Annotated in this window: 22 protein-coding genes and 1 pseudogene; 13 read left to right on the forward strand and 10 right to left on the reverse strand. The window is 67.6% G+C overall.

Annotated elements, in window-relative coordinates:
* Window positions 1–293 precede the first annotated feature (293 nt).
* Window positions 294–1913, forward strand: a complete 1620-nt coding sequence (gene guaA / locus HMPREF3115_RS23055) for a glutamine-hydrolyzing GMP synthase (protein ID WP_069220141.1) — start codon at window positions 294–296, stop codon at window positions 1911–1913.
* 293 nt (window positions 1914–2206) lie between these two features.
* Here the strand turns inward: guaA and HMPREF3115_RS23060 are convergent, their stop codons facing one another.
* Window positions 2207–3094, reverse strand: a complete 888-nt coding sequence (locus HMPREF3115_RS23060; protein WP_006407688.1) for a helix-turn-helix transcriptional regulator — start codon at window positions 3092–3094, stop codon at window positions 2207–2209.
* 99 nt (window positions 3095–3193) lie between these two features.
* Between HMPREF3115_RS23060 and HMPREF3115_RS23065 the strand changes: the two genes are divergently transcribed.
* On the forward strand, window positions 3194–4072 hold the full coding sequence (locus tag HMPREF3115_RS23065; RefSeq protein WP_070556214.1) for an SDR family oxidoreductase: 879 nt from the start codon (window positions 3194–3196) through the stop codon (window positions 4070–4072).
* 281 nt (window positions 4073–4353) lie between these two features.
* A complete protein-coding gene (gene thpR, locus HMPREF3115_RS23070; RefSeq protein ID WP_070556216.1) occupies window positions 4354–4941 on the forward strand; it encodes an RNA 2',3'-cyclic phosphodiesterase in 588 nt (195 codons plus the stop codon).
* Window positions 4942–4970: 29 nt separating this feature from the next.
* Here thpR and HMPREF3115_RS23075 read toward each other — a convergent pair whose 3' ends face one another.
* The 9 genes from HMPREF3115_RS23075 to HMPREF3115_RS23115 all read right to left on the reverse strand — a co-directional run bounded on the left by HMPREF3115_RS23075 (window position 4971) and on the right by HMPREF3115_RS23115 (window position 12976).
* The gene (locus HMPREF3115_RS23075; protein ID WP_175835828.1) at window positions 4971–5456 is read right to left on the reverse strand and encodes an NUDIX hydrolase; all 486 of its coding nucleotides are present in this window, start codon (window positions 5454–5456) and stop codon (window positions 4971–4973) included.
* Between the two features lie 218 nt (window positions 5457–5674).
* Window positions 5675–5998: a gamma-butyrobetaine hydroxylase-like domain-containing protein gene (locus tag HMPREF3115_RS23080; protein WP_059938433.1), complete on the reverse strand. Its 324-nt coding sequence runs from the start codon at window positions 5996–5998 to the stop codon at window positions 5675–5677.
* Complete coding sequence (locus HMPREF3115_RS23085) at window positions 5995–6996, reverse strand: HEAT repeat domain-containing protein (RefSeq protein WP_070556218.1); 1002 nt, start codon at window positions 6994–6996, stop codon at window positions 5995–5997. The genes HMPREF3115_RS23080 and HMPREF3115_RS23085 overlap by 4 nt, the downstream gene beginning before the upstream one ends.
* A 40-nt stretch (window positions 6997–7036) precedes the next feature.
* Entirely contained in the window at window positions 7037–7825 is a 789-nt protein-coding gene (locus tag HMPREF3115_RS23090; protein ID WP_006407682.1) for an ABC transporter ATP-binding protein, read from the reverse strand.
* Window positions 7822–8697, reverse strand: a complete 876-nt coding sequence (locus HMPREF3115_RS23095) for an ABC transporter permease (RefSeq protein ID WP_045594157.1) — start codon at window positions 8695–8697, stop codon at window positions 7822–7824. Before HMPREF3115_RS23095 ends, HMPREF3115_RS23090 begins: the two co-directional genes overlap by 4 nt.
* 37 nt (window positions 8698–8734) lie before the next feature.
* The gene (locus HMPREF3115_RS23100; RefSeq protein ID WP_070556220.1) at window positions 8735–10159 is read right to left on the reverse strand and encodes an ABC transporter substrate-binding protein; all 1425 of its coding nucleotides are present in this window, start codon (window positions 10157–10159) and stop codon (window positions 8735–8737) included.
* Window positions 10160–10206: 47 nt separating this feature from the next.
* Window positions 10207–10452 carry a 4Fe-4S dicluster domain-containing protein gene (locus HMPREF3115_RS23105; protein ID WP_006402687.1) on the reverse strand — a complete coding sequence of 82 codons (246 nt, stop codon included), beginning with the start codon at window positions 10450–10452 and terminating at the stop codon, window positions 10207–10209.
* Window positions 10453–10463: 11 nt separating this feature from the next.
* A complete protein-coding gene (locus HMPREF3115_RS23110) occupies window positions 10464–12203 on the reverse strand; it encodes a fumarate reductase/succinate dehydrogenase flavoprotein subunit (RefSeq protein ID WP_070556222.1) in 1740 nt (579 codons plus the stop codon).
* Window positions 12200–12976 (reverse strand): GntR family transcriptional regulator, encoded by a 777-nt coding sequence (locus HMPREF3115_RS23115; protein ID WP_006402689.1) that lies wholly within the window; start codon window positions 12974–12976, stop codon window positions 12200–12202. The genes HMPREF3115_RS23110 and HMPREF3115_RS23115 overlap by 4 nt, the downstream gene beginning before the upstream one ends.
* Window positions 12977–13266: 290 nt before the next feature.
* On the opposite strand from HMPREF3115_RS23115, the gene HMPREF3115_RS23125 reads away from it, so the two are divergent.
* The 10 genes and pseudogenes from HMPREF3115_RS23125 to HMPREF3115_RS32725 form a co-directional block, all read left to right on the forward strand.
* Window positions 13267–14490 (forward strand): MFS transporter, encoded by a 1224-nt coding sequence (locus HMPREF3115_RS23125; protein WP_070556227.1) that lies wholly within the window; start codon window positions 13267–13269, stop codon window positions 14488–14490.
* 234 nt (window positions 14491–14724) lie between these two features.
* Window positions 14725–15126, forward strand: a complete 402-nt coding sequence (locus HMPREF3115_RS23130; RefSeq protein ID WP_006402693.1) for a DnaJ family domain-containing protein — start codon at window positions 14725–14727, stop codon at window positions 15124–15126.
* Complete coding sequence (gene tadA, locus HMPREF3115_RS23135; protein ID WP_070556228.1) at window positions 15123–15686, forward strand: tRNA adenosine(34) deaminase TadA; 564 nt, start codon at window positions 15123–15125, stop codon at window positions 15684–15686. Before HMPREF3115_RS23130 ends, tadA begins: the two co-directional genes overlap by 4 nt.
* Window positions 15687–15770: 84 nt before the next feature.
* Entirely contained in the window at window positions 15771–16709 is a 939-nt protein-coding gene (gene ldcA / locus HMPREF3115_RS23140; protein ID WP_070556230.1) for a muramoyltetrapeptide carboxypeptidase, read from the forward strand.
* 308 nt (window positions 16710–17017) lie between these two features.
* Window positions 17018–17722 carry a GntR family transcriptional regulator gene (locus HMPREF3115_RS23145; protein ID WP_070556232.1) on the forward strand — a complete coding sequence of 235 codons (705 nt, stop codon included), beginning with the start codon at window positions 17018–17020 and terminating at the stop codon, window positions 17720–17722.
* Between the two features lie 148 nt (window positions 17723–17870).
* The gene (locus tag HMPREF3115_RS23150; RefSeq protein ID WP_006407672.1) at window positions 17871–19355 is read left to right on the forward strand and encodes an NCS1 family nucleobase:cation symporter-1; all 1485 of its coding nucleotides are present in this window, start codon (window positions 17871–17873) and stop codon (window positions 19353–19355) included.
* A gap of 10 nt (window positions 19356–19365) precedes the next feature.
* A complete protein-coding gene (locus tag HMPREF3115_RS23155; protein WP_059938407.1) occupies window positions 19366–20202 on the forward strand; it encodes an aspartate/glutamate racemase family protein in 837 nt (278 codons plus the stop codon).
* Window positions 20203–20349: 147 nt separating this feature from the next.
* Window positions 20350–21303 (forward strand): allantoinase PuuE, encoded by a 954-nt coding sequence (gene puuE, locus HMPREF3115_RS23160; protein ID WP_006402699.1) that lies wholly within the window; start codon window positions 20350–20352, stop codon window positions 21301–21303.
* Complete coding sequence (gene uraD / locus HMPREF3115_RS23165) at window positions 21300–21821, forward strand: 2-oxo-4-hydroxy-4-carboxy-5-ureidoimidazoline decarboxylase (RefSeq protein WP_006407669.1); 522 nt, start codon at window positions 21300–21302, stop codon at window positions 21819–21821. The genes puuE and uraD overlap by 4 nt, the downstream gene beginning before the upstream one ends.
* A 69-nt stretch (window positions 21822–21890) precedes the next feature.
* Window positions 21891–22016: pseudogene (locus HMPREF3115_RS32725) on the forward strand (allantoicase); the annotation flags it as partial.

A 22016-nucleotide genomic window follows, 5' to 3' on the forward strand; every position in this document is an offset into this window, starting at 1 on the left:
CCGCAGCGCACCGCGGAGCCCGTCGTCGAGCGCGCGCCGCAGCGGGTCGAGCCCGTCGTCGTCCGGCCATCCGCGCCGGTGCCGCCGTCGTCGGGCGTTCCGCCCGTCGCGCCGTCGAGGCCCGGCTCGTCGTCCGGCACCGTCGCGCTCGACGAGCGCCCGCCGACGCAGGATTGACCGGCGATGCGTCGCGCGTGCCGTCCGCCGCCCGACGTCGCCGTCCATGCTATTGACGCAGCGCAGGTTCGATCGAACGCGCTGCTTTTCTTATTCTCATCATCCCGTCCGCAGCCATGCACGACAAAATCCTGATTCTCGACTTCGGTTCGCAAGTCACCCAACTGATTGCGCGCCGCGTGCGCGAAGCGCACGTCTACTGCGAAATCCATCCGAACGACGTGTCCGACGACTTCGTCCGCGAGTTCGCGCCGAAGGCCGTGATCCTGTCGGGCAGCCACGCGAGCACGTATGAGGACCATCAGCTGCGCGCGCCGCAGGCCGTGTGGGATCTCGGCGTGCCGGTGCTCGGCATCTGCTACGGGATGCAGACGATGGCCGTGCAGCTCGGCGGCAAGGTCGAGTGGAGCGACCATCGCGAATTCGGCTACGCGGAAGTGCGTGCGCACGGCCATACGCGCCTGCTCGACGGCATCGAGGATTTCACGACGGCCGAAGGCCACGGCATGCTGAAGGTCTGGATGAGCCACGGCGACAAGGTCGCCGAGCTGCCGCCGGGCTTCAAGCTGATGGCGTCGACGCCGAGCTGCCCGATCGCCGGGATGGCCGACGAGGCGCGCGGCTACTACGCGGTGCAGTTCCATCCGGAAGTCACGCATACGGTGAAGGGCCGCCAGATGCTCGAGCGCTTCGTGCTGCAGATCGCCGGCGCGAAGCCCGACTGGATCATGCGCGACCACATCGAGGAAGCGGTCGCGAAGATCCGCGAGCAGGTCGGTGACGAGGAAGTGATTCTGGGCCTGTCGGGCGGCGTCGATTCGAGCGTGGCGGCCGCGCTGATCCATCGCGCGATCGGCGATCAGCTGACCTGCGTGTTCGTCGACCACGGGCTGCTGCGTCTGAACGAAGGCAAGATGGTGCTCGACATGTTCGAAGGCCGTCTGCATGCGAAGGTCGTGCACATCGACGCGTCGGAGCAGTTCCTCGGCCATCTGGCCGGCGTGACCGATCCGGAAGCGAAGCGCAAGATCATCGGCCGCGAGTTCGTCGAGGTGTTCCAGGCCGAGGCGAAGAAGCTGTCGAACGCGAAGTGGCTCGCGCAGGGCACGATCTATCCGGACGTGATCGAGTCGGGCGGCGCGAAGACGAAGAAGGCGACGACGATCAAGAGCCACCACAACGTCGGCGGCTTGCCGGAGACGCTCGGCCTGAAGCTGCTCGAGCCGCTGCGCGACCTGTTCAAGGACGAAGTGCGCGAGCTCGGCGTCGCGCTCGGCCTACCGCCGGAGATGGTGTATCGCCATCCGTTCCCGGGCCCGGGCCTCGGCGTGCGGATCCTCGGCGAGGTGAAGCGCGAGTACGCGGACCTGCTGCGCCGCGCGGACGCGATCTTCATCGAGGAGCTGCGCAATACGGTCGCGACCGCGCAGGATGCGGCTGCCGGCCTGTGCGGCGAAGCGGACGTCGGCAAGAGCTGGTACGACCTGACGAGCCAGGCGTTCGCGGTGTTCCTGCCGGTGAAGTCGGTCGGCGTGATGGGCGACGGGCGCACGTACGACTACGTGACGGCGCTGCGCGCCGTGCAGACGACGGACTTCATGACGGCGCACTGGGCGCATCTGCCGTACTCGCTGCTCGGGCGTGTGTCGAACCGGATCATCAACGAAGTGCGCGGGATCAATCGCGCGGTGTACGACATTTCGGGGAAGCCGCCGGCGACGATTGAGTGGGAGTGAAGTCACGCCCCTCGAGGACGCTCGCAAACGCTCGTGACGTGCTGATTCAATGAAAGGCACGTCACGGCTGCTATCGGCAACGATCAGCCGCTATCGCCGGCCGGCAGAACAGGCCGGCTGTAGCGAAGTCGACGAGAACCGAAAGCCGGATCGTCAAGATCGTCCGGTTCACTATCGCCTTAAATCCGTCTTCGACGACGGTACAGGTCTCCTCTGAGAACCTGTCTCGTGCAATCTCAAGCCCAAGCCCGCGATTGCCCGGCTTAAGAGGGCAACGGAAACACACAACGGTCTCACCGACCATTACCGTCCACGTTCGCTACGGCCCCTCCGTCGACCGGCGGCGAGCGGTGTACCACCGACTCAATCTGCGATGCGATCTTCTCTACATCGGCCCGCGTCGCCGGGTTGTAGACGCACATGCTGAGATCGGTCCGGCCGTCGACCGAGAACGTCGAGTATTCAAACGCAAGCGGCCCGAGCACCGGATGGCGAATGCGCTTGACACGCTCGCCGTGGATTTCGCGGACATCGTTGTCACGCCACATCGCCCTGAATTCGGGACTCAGCCGCGACAGCTCGTCGACGAGCGGTTCCACCTCCGTCGCCGCACCCGCACGCGCGGCGTCCACGCGGAATGCGCCGATGACGTGGCGCGCGACACTCTCCCAGTCATACTGCACGGCGCGCGCACGCGGGTCGAGGAAGATCGTGCGCAGTACATTGCGCTGATGCGGCGGCAGCGATCCATAGTCGCCCAGCATGACAGTCGCCGCCCGATTCCAGGCAAGGACGTTCCAGGTCGCCGTGCGAATCAGGGCGGGGCTCGGATCCAGTGCGTCGAGGACGCGCTGCAGACGCGGCGTGACGCCGTCCGTCTCGCGATAGCGCGCCACCGGAGGCCGCCCAAGGCCGAGCAGGAAAAGATGCTCGCGCTCGACGTCCGTCAGCATCAAGGCCTGCGAAATGCGGTCGAGCACGTCGGCCGACGGCGCGCCGCCGCGACCCTGTTCGAGCCAGGTGTACCAGGTGGGACTGATATTCGCGCGCTGCGCCACTTCCTCGCGGCGCAGCCCCGGCGTGCGCCGGCGTCCCGCGGGAAAGCCGAGCGCGACGGGGTCGAGCTTCATGCGCCGGTCCCGCAGATACGTCCCGAGCAGGTTTTCGTTCGCCTGTTCCACGTCGATCCTGTTAATCAATTTAATATGATAACGTCACTACTTTACCAGGATAGTCTCTGCGCCTAGATTTGTCTCCCTGGCAAACCTGGAGAGCAAATCATGCGTGTTTTCGTTACCGGCGCCACCGGATTTGTTGGCATTCCCACCGTCAAGGAATTGATCGCGGCCGGACATCGCGTCCTCGGTTTGGCGCGTTCGGACGAGGGGGAGAAATCGCTGGCCGCCATTGGCGCGGACGTCCATCGCGGTTCGCTCGAAGATACCGAGAGCCTGCGGGCGGGCGCAGCGGCGGCCGACGCCGTCATTCATCTCGGCTTCGTTCACGACTGGTCGAACTTTGCGCAGTCCTGCGAGATCGATCGCCGCGCCATCGAAGCGCTGGGTGCGGTCGTCGCCGGTTCGGACAAGCTTCTGATCGTGACGGCAGGCACGGCGGGATTGGCCGCCCCGGGCCGGCTCGCGACCGAGGACGACGATGTGCCGCCTGATTTCCCGTTTCCGCGCGTGTCGGAGCAGACGGCGCGCTCGCTGAAGGGTGTGCGCGCCGCGGTCGTGAGGCTTCCGCAGGTCCACGACACGGTGCGGCAAGGGCTTCTGACCTACGCCGTCGCCGTCGCGCGGGAGAAGGGGGTGTCCGCGTACGTCGGCGAAGGACGCAATCGATGGGCTGCAGCGCACATCTCGGATGTCGCGCGTCTTTACCGGCTGGCGCTGGAAAAGAACGAGGCCGGCGCGAAATATCATGCCGTGGCGGAAGAAGGTGTACCGATGCGGGATATTGCAGAAGCGATCGGCCGTGCGCTGAAAGTGCCTGTCGCCTCCCTGTCCGCGGAAGAGGCGCCTGCGCATTTCGGTTGGTTGGCGGCATTCGCGGGTCACGATCTCGTGGCCTCGAGCGAAAAGACGCGCAAGGTGCTCGGCTGGAATCCGACGGGGCCTGGGTTGATCGCCGATCTCGAGCGAATCGAGGCGTCCTGAGCAGCGCAGGCGTACAAGAGACGCGCAACTGGCTCCGAGTTCGTCCCGCGGCAAAGACGCCACCGGGCGCCGCAGCGTGATGCCGATGGCGACTGATTTGCCGATGATCGATTGGCGATAAACCACCGACCATAAATGCGCATCGCTTCCCGATCGCATGTTGCGCCGACACCGACGCCCGGCAACCCAATCTGCCGGGCGTCGCTTTTTCTGCCGCAAGCGGCGCGTCGTTCGATTGACGATAATGGTCGCTTGTCCCTCGGCATATCGCTAATCGCGCCGTGACCCAACTGACTCTGCCGGGCATCGAAGCGCCGCGGCTGCATCATCGGCTGTTTTTTGCGGCGCAGCCCGATCCGCATACCGCTGCGCGGATTGCCGATGCGGCGCGTCGTCTGTGGCCGGACGCCACCCGCACCGGGCACTGGGTCGATACGGCGCGCCTGCATGTGACGCTGCATTCGCTCGGCGAATTCATGCACATACCGCCGGACGTGATTGTCCGTGCCCGCGACGCGGCACAGCGCGTCCGCGCGCGGCCGTTCGACGTGTCGTTCGACCGGATCGTCAGCTTCAGCGGCCGCACCGACGATCGGCCCTGGGTGCTGACCGTGTCCGACGTTTCGCATGAACTGATCGACCTGCAGCGGCAACTCGTCGAGGCACTGAAAAGGACGGGCCTTCGACCGTCGCGCGCGAGCTTTACGCCGCATGTCACGCTGCGCTACGACCGCAGCCGGCGCGCGCCGCACACGATCGAGCCGATCGCGTGGACGGTCAGCGAGTTCGTGTTGATCGACAGTTGGCTCGGCAAGACGCGCCATGACGTGATCGGTCGCTGGCCGCTCGACTTGACCACGCCGATCTGACGGCATCACGCAACGGTGCCGATACCGGTTCAGCGGCGAGGCCGTTCGGCGAGCGCCGATGCCCGCTCGACGGCCCGCCGCGCGACGTCGACGACGCCCGCGCTCATCGGCAGATCGTCTTGACGCTCCAGTTCATCCACACCGAACCAGCGCGCATCGAGCGCATCGTCACCGGCCGCCGGCGTGCCGCGCAACCATCGGCACAGCACCGCCACCATCACGAAGTGCTGGCGCAGCGTGCCGTCGTCGTCGCGACCGAATGCGTCGAGTGCAGTGAAGACGTCGACTGCCTCGACTTCCACCGCCGTTTCTTCCGCCAGTTCGCGCACGACGGCATCGGCGATCGGCTCGCCGGCTTCGATCTTGCCGCCGGGAAAGCCCCAGCGGCCCGCGTCGGGCGGATTCGCGCGGCGTACGAGCAGCACGTCGCGGCCGCGGAGAACGACGCCGATCACGGCGGGAACGACGCGCACGTTGTCCGTGGCGTCGGCAGCGGAAGAGGACGATGTCGGCATGATCTGAACCCGATACGAACGCGCAAACGGCCTGCGTGCATTCATCGCGCGCTATCAGCGATCGCACGCGGGGCGCGGCGACCGCCACGGGCTCGCGTGTCCGTGTGCCGCGCGCGATGAATGGCCAAGGCCTGCACTCGCCAGTATCGCAGCGTTCGCGCCCGCATGTCGCCGCGCGGCGGCGCCGTATGCAGCGACATATCCGCGAAGCGACCGGGTCAGACGTCCGCGCACGACGCATCGATCGTCGCGTTCTCTCCGGCATCCCGCAGTTCAGCCAGATACGCCCACGGATAAATGCCGCGCGCATGCCCGTCGCCGAACGCGACGCAGATGCCGTAGCCGACCGGCTCCACGCCGGCCAGCGTCAGATCGGCCGGCGCGACGACGACCATGCCGCGACGGCGCAGCGCGCGGCATGCCGCGCACGGACAGGCACGGCGCAGCCGCGCATAGTCGATGCGCTGCGTGCCGCCGTCGGCCCAGCGCAACGTCAGCGCGCGCGCCGCATGATCGAGCACGACTTCGGTGGGCGCGATCATTGCGTGTCCTCGATCTGCCGGATCGCGATGCGCACGGCCTTGCGCACTTCCGGATCGCGATCGTCGAGCGCCGCATGCAGCGCGGGCAGCGACGCCGGATCGCGCAGTTCGCCCAATGCGAGCGCGGCTTCCTTGCGCAGATTGCTGATCGAGTGCGCGAGCAGCGCCGCGACGGCCGGCGCCGCAGCGGCGTCGCGCAGCTGCCCGAGCGCGCGTGCGGCGCGCAGGCGCACCTGCCAGTAATCGTCGTCGAGCGCGGTGACGAGCGGCGCGCGCGCGGCCGCGATCCGCAGCTTGCCGAGCGTCGCGGCGGCTTCCTCGCGCACCTGCCATTCGCGGTCGCGCAGCGCGACAAGCAGCGCGTCGGCAACGTCGGCGTCGCCGGACGCCGCGAAGCCGAGTGCACCGACCGCGATCCGTCGCACGGCGGCGTCGGCATCGGCGGTCGCGATACGTGCGAGCGGCGCGAGTGCGCGCGCATCCTTGAGCCAGCCCAGCACCGCGACGGCCTCCGCGCGCACGGCCGCGGTGCCGTCCTCGAGCGCGCGCAGGGCGGGCGCATACGCGTCGGGATCGCGCAATTCGCGCAGGCCGCGCAGGACGGCGGCGCGCACGGACGGCTCGGCCCGATCGGCCCAGCGGCACAGCACGGCGCCGGACGCGAGTTCCTTCAGTTCGGACAGGCTCTGCGCCGCACTCGCGCGCACGTCGTCGTCGCGATCGAGCAGCGCCGCGCACAGTGCGTCGACGACGTCGGGCCGCTCCCATGCGCCGAGCACGCGCGCGGCTTCGCAGCGCACGTCGGCGGACGGATCGTCGCGCAGCACGGCGACGAACGTGGGCACGAGCGTCGCATCTTCGAGATCGGCGAGTTCAAGCAGTGCGACGCGACGCACCGATGCGTCGGCTGCGGCGAGCCGCGCGAGTAGCGCGGCGTGGTCGGCGTCATAGGCATCGTAGGCACCGGACGGCGGAAAGGCAGAAGCGGAAAAGGTCATGGATGAAAACCGGATCGGTAAAGGGGCCGGCGCCGCGCAGTCAGCCCGCATCGCGCAGCAAGGCGAGGCAGCGGCGCTTGATGTCGACGAAGGCAGGTTCGGTCGTGCTGTCGTCGGTGCGCGGTCGCGCGAGCGGCACGCGAATGTCGGCGACGATGCGCGCGGGCCGCGGCGACAGCATTACGATGCGATCGCCGAGAAACAGCGCTTCCTCGATGTCGTGCGTGACGAACAGCACGGTCGTGCCGATGCGCGACCAGATGTCGAGCAGCAGCGTCTGCATCATCCGGCGCGTCTGCGCGTCGAGCGCGCCGAACGGCTCGTCCATCAGCAGGACGCGCGGCCGGTTGATCAGCACGCGGGCGATTTCGACGCGCTGTTGCATGCCGCCGGACAGTTGCGCCGGATAGTGCGCGCCGAACGCGCCGAGTCCGACGAGTTCGAGCAGTTCGGCGGCCTCGCGGCGGCGCTCGCGCGCGGGCACGCCCTTCATCTTCAGGCCGAACGCGACGTTGTCGATCACGCGCTTCCATGGAAACAGCGTGTGCTGCTGGAACACGAGCCCGCGATCGGGGTGTGGGCGATCGACGCGTTGGCCGTCGACGACGATCTCGCCGCGTGTCGCCGCGACGTGCCCGGCCAGTGCGCCGAGCAACGTCGATTTCCCGCAGCCGGACGGTCCGAGCACGCAGACGAATTCGCCGGGTGCGACGTCGAGCTCGAGCGAATCGAGCGCCGCGAAACGCGCGTGCGGCGGACCGAGTTCGATCGTCAGCGCGCGCACGCCGACGCGGCCGGGCGCGGCCGATGCCGATGCGGCGGCGCTCATCGCCGGCCTCCGCGCGGTGCGTACCACGGCGTGAGCGCGCTGCCGATCCGCTTGACGAGCAGGCTGCTGCCCATGCCGAGCAGCCCGATCAACGCCATGCCGACGACGATGTCGGGATAGTTCTGCAGCGTGTACGACGCCCAGGTGAAATAGCCGATGCCGTACTGGCCGGCGATCATCTCGGCCGTGACGAGGCAGAACCACGCGGTGCCCATGCCGATCGACAGCCCCGTGAAGATCGCCGGTGCCGCGCCGGGCAGGATCACTTCCGCGTAGAGCGCGAAGCCGCGTGTGCCGAGGCTGCGCGCAGTCGCGACGAGGCGAGGGTCGACGGCTTCCGCGCCGTGCACGGTGTTCAGCAGGATCGGGAACAGCGCGCCGACGAACGTGATGAACATCATGCTGAGCTCGGACGACGGAAACATCAGGATCGCGAGCGGAATCCACGCGACGGCCGGAATCGGCCGCAGCACCTCGAGCGGCGGCAGCAGCGCGTCTTCGAGCGCGCGATAGCGGCCGATCGCGAGACCGAGTCCGACGCCCGTCACCGCCGCTGCGGCGAAGCCGGCGAGCACGCGCGTAAGGCTTGCAAACAGGTGCATCGGCAGCTTCGGCGAATGCAGTAGCGCCCACAGCGCGGGGCCGACATCGGCCGGGGCGGGGACGTTCGCGAACGTGACGACGCCGAGCGACAGTCGCCAATGGACGGCGGCCTGCCACAGCGCGATGCACGCGACGAGCGACGCGAGCCGCGCGGCACGACGGCGCAGCAGCGGCGGCGCACCGCGTGCGGCGGCATGGGCGGCGCGCGCGTCGCCGGCGCGGGACGGTTCGGAGAGACGGCGTTTGGCAAGCTCGAAGGTCGCGGCCATGCGGATATCCGTATCGATGAGGGGAGAGGCGCGCCGTTCAGCGCGCGGCGAGCGCCGCGGCGGAGCCGGTCCGCGCGGCCGCATAGTCGACGACCGAACCGGACACGCGCTGCGCGTAAGCGTCGGCGCCCGACTTGAGCAGGAACGCGGTGAGGGCGCCGTGCGCGTCCCTCACGTACCAGGCCTGATCGGCGAACAGCTTGAGCCCGCTTGCATGGTCGTGCACGAAGACCGCACGCACCTTCGCAGACGCGCCGAGCTTCGCGAGCGCCGCAAACGCCGACGCCGGATTCGCGTAATGACGCACGGCTTCGTCGCCGGCCGGCCAGACTTGCGCGACGTCGTTGAAATCGCGGATCGGCTTGCCGGTCGACGCATCGTTCGCGACGAGCGGCTGCCGGCCGTAGCGCTTCAGCGCCGCGTCGTAGTCGAGCCCGGACGCTGCGAACGCCGCGCGGATGTAGCGGTCGTCGATGAACGTCGCGGGGTCGGGCGCGGTGTCGGTCTTCTTCAGCAGTTTCAGCGTGTCGATCGCGGTCGCGACGGCCTGCCGGTATTCGGGCTTCCACGTGAGGTCGCGCGTCTGGATGCCGAGCGGACCGTGATACAGATAGTCGACCGGCGCCTCGATCCCGGTGACTTTCTCGATCAGCAGGCTGTACTTCTCCGGGTTCTGCGCGAGCAGCCGGTTCGCTTCGATCGCCGCGCGCAGGTACGCGACGACGATTTCCGGATAGCGCTGCGCATACGCGGCATCGACGAGCGCGCCGTGGAAGGTCGGTGCGTGAGTCTGCGCGCCGTCATAGATCTTGCGCGCGATGCCGCGATACGGGAACAGGTCGGCGAACGGCACGAAATCGGCGTGCGCGTCGATCTTGCCGGCCTTCAGCGCGCTGCCGGCGACTTCGGGCGCCTGCGTGACGATGTTCACGTCGGTGTCGGGATTCCAGCCCTGCGCACGGACCGCGCGCAGCAGCATGCCGTGCGCGGTCGATGCGAACGGCACCGAGATCGTCTTGCCCTTGAGGTCCGCGAACGCGCGCACCGGCGAATTCGTCGGCACGACGATGCCGTTGCCGCTGCCGTCGATGCTGCCGTCGAGCACCGCGATGAACACGCTTGCACGGCCGGCCTTGCGGAACGCGGCGCCGTTCAGCGCGCCGGGGAAGTCCGCCATCGCGCCGAAGTCGAGCTTGCCGGCCACCATTTCGTTGGTGAGCGGCGCGCCTGACGTGAAGTCCTTCCACTGCACGTCGTATTTGACGTCGCGATACTTGCCGGTGCGCGGCAGATACTTGTCGAGCAGGTGCAGTTCGCGGATCAGCAGGCCGCCGGTCGCGCAATTGATCGTCGTGTCCTGCGTGCCGATCGCGACGCGGATCGTTTCGGCGTGCGCGGCGCCTGCGGCCGCGAGCAGGAGCGACGCGGCAAGCAGGCGCAAGGTCCGTAGCGTGGTGTTCATCTGTCGTGAGTCCGGTAGAGGGGAATCGATGGGCAACCGATGCGCGCTCAGCGCAGCAGATACGGGATGTCGACCTTCACGGCGCCGGTCGGGCAGTCGCGTTCGCACGGCATGCAGTACCAGCACTCGTCGAACTGCATGTATGCCTTGCCTTTGCTGACGTCGATCGCGAGCAGATCGAGCGGACAGACGTCGACGCAGACGGTGCAGCCCTTGTCGGCGATGCAGCGTTCCTCGTCGATCGTGACCGGTGCGCTGCTGCGCAGGAAGATCTCGTGCGGGGTATGGGACACGGGCGGGCTCCTCAGAGGGCGGCCGCGACGGCGGCCGGTTCGCGGATGCGCAATTGCGCGTAGGCGGTGCGCTCGTCGTCGGCGAGCGGCACGATGTACGGTTCGACTGGCCGCTTCTCGCTGCGCATCGTGCCGTCCGCGTGCTTGCGCAGCCACGTATGGCAGAACCATTCGGCATCGTTGCGATGCGGATAGTCGACGCGATGGTGATACAGCCCCCAGCGGCTCTCGGTGCGAAACAGCGACGCGCGCGCAGCCATTTCCGCGCAGTCGCGGATCGCGCGCACTTCGGCGGCGCGCATCAGCTCGTGCGGATGCGTGGCCTTGATCGCTTCGATATCCTCAGCGATGTCGGCAAAATGCTGCAGCCCGATTTCCATCTTGCGCGTCACCTTCGGCGGCTGCAGATAGTCGTTCACCATCCGGCGCAGCTTGTATTCGACCTGAGCGGGCGCGAGGCCGTGCTCGCGCGCGAGCGGCGCGAACACGCGCGCGCGTTCGGCGTCGACCTGCGCGGCATCGACGGGCGCGAGTTCGCGGCCGGCGACGTAGTCGGCCGCGTTCTGTCCGGCGAACCAGCCGTACGTGAATGCGCCGAGCATGTAGTTGTGCGGGACCGCCGCCATGTCGCCGGCCGCGTAGAGGCCCGGCACGGTCGTCTCGGCGCGCGCGTTCACGTACACGCCGGAGGCGCTGTGGCCGCTGCAGAAGCCGATCTCCGAGATGTGCATCTCGACCATCTGCCGCCGATAGTCGGTGCCGCGCCCCGCGTGAAAGCGTCCGCGGCTCGGCCGTTCGTTCGTATGCAGGATCTGCTCGATCGTCCGGATCGTTTCTTCGGCGAGATGGTCGAGCTTCAGGAACACGGGGCCGTTGCCGCTTTGCAGTTCCTGATAGAACTCCCACATCATCTGGCCGCTCCAGTAATCGCACTCGATGAAGCGTTCGCCCTTGCCGTTCGCGGTGAAGCCGCCGAGCGGGCCCGTCACGTACGCGCAGGCGGGACCGTTGTAGTCCTTGATCAGCGGATTGATCTGGAAGCATTCGAGATTCGCGAGCGCGGCGCCCGCGTGATACGCCATCGCATAGCCGTCGCCGGCGTTCGTCGGGTTCTCGTAGGTGCCCATCAGATAGCCGGACGCAGGCAGCCCGAGCCGGCCGGCCGCACCGCAGCACAGAATCACGGCCTTTGCACGGATCACGTGGAACTCGGCGGTGCGGCAGTCGAAGCCGAGCACGCCGCTCGCGTTGCCGTGCGCGTCGGTCAGCACGCGCGTCGCGACGATGCGGTTCGTGATCGCGATGCGCGCGCGCTTCAGCTGCCGATACAGCACCTTCTTGATGTCGTGACCTTCCGGCATCGGCAGCACGTACGACCCCATGTGGTGAACCTTCTTCACCGCATAGTCGCCGGTGCCGTCCTTCTCGAACTTCACGCCCCAGCGGTCGAGCTGCTCGATCGTCGCGAAGCTGTGCGTCGCATACGCATGGACCGCTTCCTGATCGACGATGCCGTCGTTCGCGATCGTGATCTCGCGCGTGTACTGTTCGGGCGTCGCGTGGCCCGGAATCACGGCGTTGTTCAGTCCGTCCATCCCCATCGAGATCGCGCCGCTGCGCTTCACGTTCGCCTTCTCGAGCAGCAGCACGCGCAGCGACGGGTCGCGTTCCTTCGCCTTGATCGCGGCCATCGGGCCGGCCGTGCCGCCACCGACCACGACGATGTCGTATTCGAGTACATGGGTGTTCATCGCGGATTCCTTGCAGGTTTGCGCGCCTTGTGCCGCTGCCGGTCGATGCGCAGCCGGTACTGGAAGGCGTCGCCTCGGAAGTAGAGGTGTTCGTAATCGATCGGCGCGCCCGACGCGTCGTGCGTGAGCCGCTCGATGCGCAGCACGGGGCTGCCTTCCTCGACGCGCAGTGCATCGACGATCTCGTCGTCCGCGAGAATCGCGTCGATCGCCACGTCGGCATGGCCGAGCGGCACGCCGCAGTCGTTCTCGAGGATCAGGAAGATGTCGCGCGTCGCGAGATCGGCGCTTGCGATGCGCTTGCCGAGCGCTTCGGGCAGCCACGTGCGCTCGAGCGACACGGGTTCGCGGTTCAGCAGCCGCACGCGATGAATCTCGACGAGCGGCGCATGCTCGGGCACGTTCAGCTTCGCGGCGAGGTGACGGTCGGCCTTGACGATGCGCAGGCTGCGCAACTGGTTCACGATCTCGTAGCCCATCGACGACATCGCTTCGGCGAAGCCCTGCAGCGACGTCACGTTCTGGAACGCCTTCGGTTTCGACACGAACGTGCCCTTGCCATGCAGCTTGAACAGCAGGCCTTCCTTCTGCAGATCGCCGAGCGCCTGGCGTACGGTGATGCGGCTCACGTCGAACATCGCGCAGAGTTCGTGTTCGGACGGCATCCGGCTGTGCGGCGCATAGGTGCCGTCGAGAATCCGCGCGCGCAGCGTGTCCTTGATCTGCACGTAGAGCGGGGCGGGCGACAGCGGTACGACGTTCGGTGCGGGCATCGGCTGACTTGTTATGACAAGAAGGCTCGAGTGTAGTCAGCGCGATCGCCCGGCCCAACGAAGCATTTCTGCTTTTCACTTTCCGATTTCGGAAAAGCGCATGCGTTCCGGCCATGCGGCGCGATGCGGTCGACGAGAAAATCGCCGGCCGTGTCGCTGCGGATGTCGATTTCGCACGGCGCCGTTCGTCGTGTTCAGGTCGGCCGGTGCGCGGCCGCAGCGCCCGATCGCTGCGCCGCGCTGCGCGGCGCGGCTTTTGCTTTCGATCCGATACGACAAGGAGACGTGACATGCCGGAATCCCGATACCGCTGGGTGATCGTCGCCGCGGGTGCGCTGATGGGCTGCATCGCGGTCGGCGCGATGTTTTCGCTACCCGTGTTTCTTCGTCCGATCGCGCGCGACACGGGCTGGTCGATGACCGGCATCTCCGCCGCGATGACGATCGGCTTTCTCGCGATGGCGTTCGCGAGCATCGCGTGGGGCAGCCTGTCGGACCGCATCGGCACGCGCGCGGTGGTCGTCGCGGGTGCGGTCCTGCTGCCCGCGAGCCTCGCGCTCGCGAGCCGCGCGCCGTCGCTCGCCGCGTTTCAGGCGATCTTCGGGCTCGCGGTCGGCGGCACGACGGCCGCGATGTTCGCGCCGATGATGGCGTGCGTGACGGGCTGGTTCGACACGCACCGCAGCCTCGCGGTGTCGCTGGTGTCGGCCGGCATGGGCATGGCGCCGATGACGATGTCGCCGCTCGCCGCGTGGCTCGTGTCGACGCACGACTGGCGCTCCTCGATGCTGACGATCGCGGCGGTCGCGGCCGCGACGATGATCCCCGCGTCGCTGCTCGTGCGTCGCGCACCGGCGCTGGCCGTTACGGACGGCGCACACGGTGCACCGTCCGTCGCGGGCGGCGCGGAAGCGCCGATGACGGTCGCGCACGCGCTGCGCTCGCCGCAGTTCGCGCTGCTGCTGCTGACCAATTTCTTCTGCTGCGCGACGCATTCGGGGCCGATTTTTCATACGGTCAGCTATGCGGTGACCTGCGGAATCCCGCTGATCGTCGCGGTGTCGATCTACAGCGTCGAAGGGCTCGCGGGGATGGGCGGCCGGATCGTGTTCGGCGTGCTCGGCGATCGCGTCGGCGCGAAGCGGATGCTGGTCGCCGGGCTGTTGGTCCAGGCGCTCGGCGCGCTCGCTTATGCATTCGTGCGCACGCTCGACGGTTTCTACGCGGTCGCGACGCTGTTCGGCTTCGTCTATGCGGGCGTGATGCCACTCTATGCGGTGCTCGCGCGCGAAAACTTCCCGCTGCGGATGATGGGCACCGTGATCGGCGGCAGCGCGATGGCCGGCAGCCTCGGGATGGCGGCAGGGCCGGTCGCCGGCGGGCTGATCGTCGATACGTTCGGCAGCTATGGCTGGCTTTATGTCGGCTCCTTCGCGATCGGCGTCGGTGCCTGTCTGATTGCGACGATGTTCCGTCCGTTTCCTGCTGCCCGGCCCGACGCGGTGACCGCGTGATCGCGCGCGCGGCGGCATCGCACGGCGGGCATGCCGGCGGCTGGCGTCCCGCGCGGCGGGCGCCACACGCCACACGCGTAGCAGCCGCATGCCTGCGCGGAACGCGTGCCGATCGGCCGGCATGCGCGGCGATTCCGGCCCTAAAAACCACAATATCGAGCATATGCTCGAAGGGGCCTGTCATACGGGCGTCACCCTGCTAGAATTCGGCTGCCGCATTGTTCCGATTGACTGATGAGACTGCTTGACGCTCTGGTCGAACAGCGTATTGCCGCCGCCGCCGCGCGGGGCGAGTTCGACGATTTGCCGGGTACCGGCGCGCCGCAGGCGCTCGACGACGACCTGCTCGTGCCCGAGGAGGTGCGGGTGGCCAACCGTATCCTGAAGAACGCGGGGTTCGTGCCGCCGGCCGTCGAACAGCTGCGCGCATTGCGCAATCTGCAGGACGAACTGCAGGCCGTCAGCGACCGCACCGCGCGGTGCCGGCTGCAGGCGAAGATCCTCGCGCTCGACATGGCGCTCGAATCGTTGCGCGGCGGCCCGATGGTAATGCCGCGCGAATACTGCCGGCGCATCGCGGAACGTCTGTGCGAGCGCGGGCTCGACGAGGTGTCCGCCGAAGCGGGGCCGATGTGAGCTCCGACACGCTGCACGACGCAGCGGCCGATTCCCTCCCGACAGCAGCCGCGCCGGCCTCCTCGCGCGACGTGCATTTCATGCGCCTTGCGCTCGCCGCGGCCGAAGAGGCGCGCGCGGCCGGCGAAGTGCCGGTCGGCGCAGTGCTCGTGCGCGGCGACGAAGTGCTCGCGCGCGGCTTCAACCATCCGATCGGCGGCCACGATCCGTCCGCACACGCCGAAATGGCCGCGTTGCGCATGGCCGCGCAGCATCTGCAGAACTACCGCATGCCGGGCTGCGAGCTCTACGTCACGCTGGAGCCGTGCCTCATGTGCGCGGGCGCGATCATGCATGCGCGCATCGCGCGCGTCGTATTCGGCGCCGCCGATCCGAAAACCGGCGTATGCGGCAGCGTGATGGATGCGTTCGCGAATCCGCAGCTGAACCACCATACGGAAGTCGTCGGCGGCGTACTCGCGCACGAGTGCGGCGCCGCGCTGAAGTCGTTTTTTGCCGAACGCCGGCGCGCGCTGCGCGACGCGCGGCTCGCGCGCGACGCGGCCGCCGGCGAATCGTAGCCGGCACGGCCCGCGCGGCTGCCTTCGTGAACCGGCGCCGGTTCGGTCCCTCTAAGCAGTTCCACGATCCCGACACCTTTCGCCATGTCCTTTCAGCCCGCCGCGTCCTACACCATCCGCCTGCTTGCGCCGTCCGGATATCCGCACGATCCGGACGCGATCAATCGCGCGCTCGAGCGGCTCAGCGTCGCGCAACAGCGCATCGAGAACATCGAGGCGACGCAGCGCCGCTTCCAGCGCTTCGGCGGCACCGACGGCGAGCGCGCGGCCGACCTGAACCGGCTGGCGGATCCGGCGCGGCCGCTGCCCGACATCGCGCTTGCGGTGCGCGGCGGCTACGGCGCCGCACGAATCCTGCACGGCCTCGACTATCGCGGGCTCGAACGCCGGCTGCGCGACCAGCCGATCGCGCTCGTCGGCCACAGCGATTTCACCGCGATCCAGCTCGCGCTGTACGCCAAGGCGCGGATCAAGAGCTTCGGCGGGCCGATGCTGTCCGCGGACTTCGGCGCGGAAACGCAGAGCGATTTCACGATGCAGCACTTCTGGCAGACGCTGACGCAGCCGACCACGACGATCGTCGCCGACGCGCCGCAGGTGCAGTCCGTCAACGTGACGGGCACGCTGTGGGGCGGCAACCTCGCGATCCTCGCATCGCTGGTCGGCACGCCGTACATGCCGGACATCGAGGGCGGGATCCTGTTCATCGAAGACGTCAACGAGCAGCCGTTCCGGATCGAACGGATGATCTACCAGCTGCATTTGTCCGGCGTGCTCGCGCGCCAGCAGGCGCTCGTGCTCGGCCAGTTCACCGGCGCGCGGCCGTTCGAGTACGACAACGGCTACGACATGCAGGCGATGATCGACCAGGTGCGCGCGGTGATCGGCATTCCCGTCGTCACGGGGCTGCAGTTCGGCCACGTGCCCGATCTGTTGACGCTGCCGTTCGGTGCGCGTGCGCAGCTCGTCGCGAACGCGCACGGGTTCCGGCTGACGCTGTCGGATTATCCGCATCTCGGCTGAGCGGCGGCGCGGATCGGACAAGGCGGGGCGTCCCGCCTTTTTCTTAGGGCAATTGCGCAACTAACGGCCGTCTTTTTCTACCGCCCGAAACGGGAAGGCGAATGGGCCGTGCACCAATTTTGTCGACAAAATGGCGGGCAGGGTATACGACGAGAGCCGCCTCAAACGGGTGTGAACGCCTTGCTGCGCCTGATTTTGATGCACGATGCACCGGTTTCGCGCGGCGCGATGCGCTCGAAGTGTGCGCAATACGGGAAAAGAATTGTTGACAATCTTTATGTCCGTTCTACGATAAGGACCATCACACGATGCAGATCATGAACGAGCCCGAATCCACCCCGTCCGCGGCCGCCGGCCACGAAGCGATCGCCGAGCGGATCCGCACCGCGATCCTCGAGCATCGGCTCGCGCCCGGCGCGAAGCTGACGGAGGCGCAGCTGTGCGAGGTGTTCGGCGTGAAGCGCGGGACGATCCGGCAGGCGCTCGCGCAGCTCGCGACCGACAAGCTCGTCGATCTCGAGCCGAACCGCGGCGCCTTCGTCGCGAGCCCGACGCTGCAGGACGTGCACGAAGTGTTCGAGATGCGCCGCATCATCGAGCTGGCAGTCGTCGAGCGGATCGCCACAGGCCCGAGCGCGAAGCGGCTCAAGGGCATCGCGGCGCTGATCGACAAGGAGCGCAAGGCGTTCGAGCGGCACGACTTCGCCGCGTGGATCCGGCTGTCGGGCGAGTTTCATACGGCGCTCGCCGCACTGACCGGCAATGCGACGCTCGGCGAGTGCCTCGACGGGCTCGTCGCGCGCTCGACGCTGATGTCCGCGCTGTACGAGTCGCATGGACGCAGCCCGTGCTCGTTCGACGATCACGGCGAGATTCTGGCGGCGCTCGAGACGGGCGACGCGAAGCGGGCGGCCGCGCTGATGGCGCAGCACCTGCAACATGTCGAATTGAAGATGCTCGACCGGCCCGCGCAGGGCCAGGTCGATTTGCGCGAAGTGTTCGGCGGCGCCTGAACGGCGACCCGGGCTCGACGACGCGCCACACCACAGAGCAATGCAGGTCCGCGGCTCGCGCCGCGGGCCGCGGGTCCGACTCCGGACGACGATCCGGGGCGTTATCGATGACGGTGGAGCGGCCATCCGGCCGCGTCAAGGAGAAGTCATGGCTCAGTTCAGTGTGGCGCACGACAGCGCCTATCCGGCGCAAGAAGGCGGCGAGGGCGGCGGCCCCGCGTTGCCGGGCGGTTACAGCGAGCGTCTGTACAACGAAGATTTGGCACCCCTGAAGAATCAGACCTGGGGCTCGTACAACATCTTTGCGTTCTGGATGTCCGACGTGCACAGCGTCGGCGGCTACGTGTTCGCGGGCAGCCTGTTCGCGCTCGGGCTCACGAGCTGGCAGGTGCTGATCGCGCTGATCGTCGGCATCAGTCTCGTCAACGTGCTCTGCAACCTGATCGCGCGGCCGAGCCAGCAGATCGGCGTGCCGTATCCCGTCGCGTGCCGCGCGACGTTCGGTGTGCTCGGCGCGAACGTGCCGGCCGTGATTCGCGGGCTGATCGCGATCGCGTGGTACGGGATCCAGACGTATCTCGCATCGAGCGCGCTCGTGATCGTCGTGCTGAAGTTCTTCCCGCAGTGGCTGCCGTATGCGGACGTTCATCGCTACGGCTTCCTCGGCCTGTCGGCCGTCGGCTGGGCCGGCTTCATGCTGCTGTGGGTGCTGCAGGCGCTGGTGTTCTGGAACGGGATGGAGACGATCAAGAAGTTCATCGACTTCGCGGGTCCGGCCGTCTACGTCGTGATGTTCATCCTCGCCGGCTACATGGTGTGGCGCGCGGGCTGGCGCAACATCGGGATCAACCTCGGCGGCGTCAAGTATCACGGCGCAGAAGTGATCCCGGTGATGATCACGGCCATCTCGCTCGTCGTGTCGTACTTCTCCGGACCGATGCTGAATTTCGGCGACTTCTCGCGGTACTGCCGGTCGTTCGGCGAAGTGAAGCGCGGCAACTTCTGGGGGCTGCCCGTGAACTTCCTCGCGTTCTCGCTCGTCACCGTCATCACGACGGCCGCAACGCTGCCGGTGTTCGGCGAGCTGATCACCGATCCGGTCGAGACGGTCGGCCGCATCGATCATCCGACCGCAGTGATTCTCGGCGCGCTGACCTTCACGATCGCGACGATCGGCATCAACATCGTCGCGAACTTCGTGTCGCCCGCATTCGACTTCTCGAACGTCGCGCCACGGTTGATCAGCTGGCGCGCGGGCGGGATGCTCGCGGCCGTCGCGTCGGTATTCATCACGCCGTGGAATCTCTTCAACAACCCGGCCGTGATCCACTACACGCTCGACGTGCTCGGCGCATTCATCGGCCCGCTGTACGGCGTGCTGATCGCGGACTTCTATCTCGTCAAGCGCGGCCGGCTCGTGCGCGACGATCTCTACACGATGTCGGAGAGCGGCACGTACTGGTACACGGGCGGCGTGAACCGCCGCGCGCTCGCCGCACTGCTGCCGGCCGCGGTGATCGCGATCGTCTGCGTGATGATGCCGGGCTGGCAAGGCGTCGCGAACTTCTCGTGGTTCATCGGCGCGGCACTCGGCTTCGTGTTCTACCGCGTGCTCGCCGGCACGCAGCGTTGAGGAGCGCGCCATGCAGATCAAGCTGATCAATCCGAATACGACGCAGCGGATGACCGACGCGATGGGCCGCTGCGCGCGCCAAGTCGCGGCGCCCGGCACGCAGATCGTCGCGGTGAGCCCGACGATGGGTCCGCCGTCGATCGAAGGTTATTACGACGAGGCGCTCGCGACGCCCGGGCTGCTTGCCGAGATCGCGCAGGGCGAACGCGACGGTGTCGACGCGTACGTGATCGCCTGTTTCGGCGACCCGGGCCTGTACGCGGCGCGCGAACTCGCGCGCGGCCCCGTGATCGGGATCGCCGAAGCCGCGATGCATGCGGCGAGCGTGCTCGCACCGGGCTTTTCGGTCGTCACGACGCTCGCGCGCACGTGCGGCATGGCGTGGCACCTCGCGGAGCGCTACGGGATGAAGCGGTTCTGCCGCAACGTGCGCGCGACCGACGTCGCGGTGCTCGAGCTCGACCGGCCCGGCTCGGCCGCGCGCGCGATCATCGTCGACGAATGCCGGCGCGCGCTCGAGGAGGACGGTGCGGACGCGATCGTGCTCGGCTGCGCGGGCATGGCCGAGTTCGCGCACGAGATCGAACAGCAGATCGGCGCACCGGTCGTCGAGGGCGTGACCGCGGCCGTCAAGTGGGCGGAGGCGCTCGTCGCGCTGCGCCTCGCGACGGCCAAGCGCGGCGATTACGCGCGCCCGCTGCCGAAGCGCTACGACGGCGAGTTCGCGCGCTTCAGTCCGCCGAACGACGCACTCGCGGCGTCGCCGGCCGGCGCAGGCGCGCGAAGCGGGGCGGCCGCAGCGGAGCCGGCGCCCGATTTGCCGCAACCGCACATACACGCCGTCTGACATGCACTATCTGCGCCGCTGTATGGGCGCGTATGGGCGTTTTCGCTACACTGGGCCGTCGTCGCATCGGCCCGTGCAGCCGGCTTCCGGCGTTGCGCGGGCGGTGCGAACCCATTATTTCAGCAAGCTTTCGTCGCACTTCGAACCATGGCATACGATTCCAACTATCCTCGCGACCTGATCGGCTACGGCCGTCATCCCGTGCAGGCGAACTGGCCGGGGCGCGCCCGTGTCGCCGTGCAGTTCGTGCTGAACTACGAGGAAGGCGGCGAGAACTGCGTGCTGCACGGCGATCCGGGCTCCGAGCAGTTCCTGTCCGAAATCGTCGGCGCGGCCGCGTATCCGGATCGTCACATGAGCATGGAGTCGATCTACGAATACGGTTCGCGGGTCGGCGTATGGCGAATCCTGCGCGAGTTCGAGAAGCGCGGGCTGCCGCTGACGGTGTTCGGCGTCGGGATGGCGATCGAGCGTCATCCGGAAGTGGCGCGCGCATTCGTCGAGCTGGGCCATGAAATCGCGTGCCACGGCTGGCGCTGGATCCATTATCAGAACGCGACGCCGGAGCTCGAGGCCGAGCACATGCGGCTCGGCATGGAAGCGATCGAACGCGTGACGGGCGTGCGCCCGCTCGGCTGGTACACGGGCCGCGACAGCCCGAACACGCATCGCCTCGTCGCCGAATACGGCGGCTTCCTGTACGACTCCGACTACTACGGCGACGATCTGCCGTTCTGGATGGACGTCGCGGTGTCGAACGGCGGCACGACGCCGCAGCTGATCGTCCCGTACACGCTCGACACGAACGACATGCGTTTTGCGACGCCGCAAGGCTTCAACACGGCCGACCACTTCTTCCACTATCTGCGCGACGCGTTCGACGTGCTGTACGAAGAGGGCGACGAAGCGCCGAAGATGATGTCGATCGGCATGCACTGCCGCCTGCTCGGCCGGCCGGGGCGGTTCCGTGCGCTGCAGCGCTTCCTCGATCACATCGAAAAGCACGACCGCGTATGGGTGACGCGCCGTGTCGATATCGCGCGTCACTGGCGTGAACATCATCCGTATCAGCCCAATCATCAAAACGAAGGGAAAGCATGAAGGCGATGCGTTACACGTTGGAACAACTGAACACGATGGCGCCGGGCGCATTCGTCGCGGCGCTGTCGGGGATCTTCGAGCATTCGCCGTGGGTCGCCGAAGCGGTCGCGGCCGACCGTCCGTTCGAGAGCGTCGACGCGCTGCACAAGGCGATGTCGGGCGCGGTCGAGGCGGGCGGCGACGCACGCCAGCTCGCGCTGATCAACGCGCACCCGGAGCTCGCCGGCAAGGCGGCGGTGCGCGGCGAACTGACGGCCGAGTCGACGCGCGAGCAAAGCGGCGCGGGCCTCGACCAGTGCACGCAGGAAGAATTCGACAAGCTGCAGACGCTGAACCGCACGTATCGCGAGAAGTTCGGCTTCCCGTTCATCCTCGCCGTGCGCGGCTACGATCGGCACGGGATCATCGCGAATTTCGAAAAGCGCGTGAATCATTCGCGCGACGAGGAACTGCGCACGAGTCTCGACCAGATCTACCGGATCGCGCGCTTCCGCCTCGACGACCTGATCGACGCCTGACACCGCAACACGGCCTGCTGCGTGGCAGCGGCCTCCACGCATCACTGGCATCACTGACAAGGAAACATCATGGCCCTCCCGCTTCTCGATCCCGATGCACCCGATTTCACGCGGCGCTACGTGAATCTCGCCGATCCGCGTCTCGGTGCGCAGGCGCTCGAGGCCAGCGACGATTTCTTCGCGCCGAAGGAGCGC

The organism is Burkholderia sp. HMSC10F09, from assembly GCF_001806955.1.
GTDB classification, from domain to species: domain Bacteria; phylum Pseudomonadota; class Gammaproteobacteria; order Burkholderiales; family Burkholderiaceae; genus Burkholderia; species Burkholderia multivorans.